Here is a 3,088-nt window from a genome sequence, read left to right as displayed (position 1 = left end):
TATTTATTTTAACTATATATATTTATTTTAGTATTTCTTTTATTACTCTATAGAAGTTTTTATATGCTATTTTTTCTATATCTTCTTTAGAATAGCCTCGTTTTTCTAATTCATATATTATATTTTTAGCCTTAGCAGTATTTTCAAGGCCTTTAACTCCATATGTATAACTACTATTTGTATAATGTTGTAATGTATCAGAATTTAAATACTCTGCAAAATCAAAACCTAATCCTATATGATCTATTCCCATAACCTCTACCATATGGTCTATATGATTTACTAAATACTCTATAGTATGCTTATCTACATCATGACTTACAAATTCCTCATATGAATTAATTCCAACTACACCATTTCTTTTTGCGATTTCTCTTAGTTGATCATCTGTAAGATTTCTTAAAACATCACATAAACTTCTACAATTTGAATGAGATGCTATAATGGGCTTAGTTGCAATCTTACATATATCCCAAAAAGTTTTTTCATTAGCATGAGACACATCAACTATCATTCCTAACTCTTCCATTTTTCTTATTAGTTTTGCACCATCTTCAGTTAAACCTTTATCTAAATTTCCTTTTGCACCTGTGGCTAATTTATTTTCTTCATTCCAAGTAAGACTTGCATGTCTAACTCCATATGCATATAGTTTTTCTATAGCATCTATATCATCATCTATAGCTTGTAATCCTTCCATACCTATTACTACTGCTATCTTATTTTTTTCTTTTGCTATGTCAAAGTCTTCACTATTTTTAACTATATGTACTACATCTTCACAACATTTCAATTCCTCTGTTATTTGTTCTAATATCTGTTTTGTTCTCTCCTTAGGTTTTTTATCATATGGTGGATCAACCCATACAACAAATATACCACCTTTTATATCTGCTTCTTTAAATTTATCTAAGTGATAATTTTTTATAATATCTATTTCCCCTTCTAGTCTTTTCTTTGCAACATGGGTCCATATATCACAGTGAGCATCAAATATCATACAATATCTCCTTTATATATTATTTTTAAAATTATATAATATCCATACTATTTTATCTATGTTTTAATTAAATAATGTTAAGTTTTTATATTATAATATTAGTATCTTTTATTTATATATAGTGTTATAATACCAATGCTATTATATTTTGGGGGTATTTTATGAATATTAATAAGTTACTTAAATTTTCTTCTGAAGCTGGAAAATTAATGTTACAAAGTGGCGGAGAAACTTATAGAGTCGAAGAGACTGTATCTAGAATATGTCAATCTTTCGAGGTAGATGAAGTTGAAGTATTTGCATCACCTACTGCAGTTATGATTTCTATATTATTTGATGGTGAAATTCACTCTATAGTAAAAAGGATAAATTCAAGAGGAATAGATTTGAATATGGTACATAATATAAATTCTCTTTCTAGAGAAATTTATCAAAATAGACCTAGTATAGAAATTTGTGAAAAAAAATTAAAAGAATTATATAGCGAAGAACACTACTCTCTCTCTAAAAATCTATTCTATTCTGGAGTTGCAACATCTACATTCACAGTTTTATTCGGTGGTAGATTTAGAGATGTGTTTTGTGCCTTTTTTATAGGTATTTTAACTAAAATAGTAATTATAAATTTAAAAAAATTTAATTTAAATGAATTCTTTATAAATACACTTTGTGGTTGTCTAATATCAATTTTATCTATACTATGTCTACATATTGGTTTAATAAAAGACTTAGATAAATTAATAGCTGGATCTATAATGTTATTAGTTCCAGGTCTAGCATTAACAAATTCTATTAGAGATTTACTAGAAGGTCAACTTGTATCAGGACTTACTAGGGCTGCAGAAGCCTTTTTTATAGGTATGTCTACTGCAATAGGTACTGGATATATACTTCACATTTATCTTAAATCAGGGGGGTTTTAATATGTTGCTAGAAATAATTGCTGCATTTTTAGGCTCTTATTCTTTTGGAATTATTTTTAATATTAAAGGAAAATACTTAATAATATCTGGTTTAGGTGGTTCACTAGGATGGTTTTTGTATAAGATAGGTATTAATTTTGGAGTTACCGAAAGTTTCTCTTTATTTATAGCATCTGTAGGATTTAGCATTTATTGTGAAGCATGTGCTAGATTATTTAAAACTCCATCTACTATATTAAGTGTTTGTTGCTTGATACCATTAGTTCCAGGTTATGGAGTTTATAATACATTATATGCAATATTAAGAAAAGATTATGTTCAAGCTATTGAGTATGGAGTAACTACAATATCTAATGCTTGTGCATTAGCTCTAGGTATAATTTTAATTTCTACTCTTTATAGAAATTATAGTTTAAATAAATCTAAAAATTTAAAATYTAAATAAATCTAAAAATTTAAAATCTAAACAAATAATACATAATAAAAGCACCTACTAAATAAGTAGGTGTTTTTAGAGGATAAGAAATATTTAATGTTTGTGGGAGTAAAATATCTCTTATACTACTATAATTTACAATATAAAAGATATTATACATATATTTAAAATATTTTTATATTATTTCATTTAATCAAATCTTCAAATTTAAATTCTATAAGCATCTGTAATTCATTCGGAGCTAATTCTACTTGGTATCCTATCTTACCTGCGCTAATTATAATATTATCTAATAATTCAGCAGTATCATTTACAAATGTTTTATATATTTTTTTCATACCTATAGGAGAACATCCTCCCCTTACATATCCAGTAAATTTATTTATGTCATTAACATTAATCATGGCTACACTTTTTTCATTAGCTACTTTTGCTGCCTTTTTTAAATCTAAGTTTTTATCTACAGGTATAACATATACATAGATATTTTTACTTATTCCTTGAGCCACTAGAGTTTTATACACTTGTGATGCATTCTTACCTATCTTTTGTGCAACCTCTACTCCATCAATATGTTCTCCTTTTTTAGTTTCATAAGAATACATCTTATAATCTATTTTGTTAGAATCTAATATTCTCATTGCATTAGTTTTTAAATTAGACATATATCCCCCTTATTAATTAAATTGTATTTATATTGGGTATTATATTATAAATTAAGATTTTTTA

4 protein-coding genes are annotated in these 3,088 nt (G+C 25.9%); 2 read left to right on the top strand and 2 right to left on the bottom strand.

Annotated features, from left to right (window positions below; genetic code table 11):
* Positions 1-22 precede the first annotated feature (22 nt).
* Positions 23-1,000: a dipeptidase gene (locus G3997_RS01465; RefSeq protein ID WP_296646966.1), complete on the bottom strand. Its 978-nt coding sequence runs from the start codon at positions 998-1,000 to the stop codon at positions 23-25.
* 161 nt (positions 1,001-1,161) lie between these two features.
* On the opposite strand from G3997_RS01465, the gene G3997_RS01460 reads away from it, so the two are divergent.
* Entirely contained in the window at positions 1,162-1,923 is a 762-nt protein-coding gene (locus tag G3997_RS01460; protein ID WP_296646963.1) for a threonine/serine ThrE exporter family protein, read from the top strand.
* Between the two features lies 1 nt (position 1,924).
* Entirely contained in the window at positions 1,925-2,368 is a 444-nt protein-coding gene (locus tag G3997_RS01455) for a threonine/serine exporter family protein (RefSeq protein WP_296646960.1), read from the top strand.
* Positions 2,369-2,544: 176 nt separating this feature from the next.
* Here the strand turns inward: G3997_RS01455 and ybaK are convergent, their stop codons facing one another.
* On the bottom strand, positions 2,545-3,024 hold the full coding sequence (gene ybaK / locus G3997_RS01450; RefSeq protein WP_296646958.1) for a Cys-tRNA(Pro) deacylase: 480 nt from the start codon (positions 3,022-3,024) through the stop codon (positions 2,545-2,547).
* Positions 3,025-3,088 lie beyond the last annotated feature (64 nt).

The sequence above is a fragment of the Romboutsia sp. 13368 genome, from assembly GCF_018336475.1.
Classification (GTDB): Bacteria; Bacillota; Clostridia; order Peptostreptococcales; family Peptostreptococcaceae; genus Romboutsia.
This window is presented reverse-complemented; position numbering and strand designations above follow the sequence as displayed.

Excerpts from the sequence above, each read along its gene's own strand:
- G3997_RS01460 (WP_296646963.1), top strand. The coding sequence starts at position 1,162 with ATGAATATTAATAAGTTACTTAAATTTTCTTCTGAAGCTGGAAAATTA.
- G3997_RS01465 (WP_296646966.1), bottom strand. The coding sequence starts at position 1,000 with ATGATATTTGATGCTCACTGTGATATATGGACCCATGTTGCAAAGAAA.
- ybaK (WP_296646958.1), bottom strand. The coding sequence starts at position 3,024 with ATGTCTAATTTAAAAACTAATGCAATGAGAATATTAGATTCTAACAAA.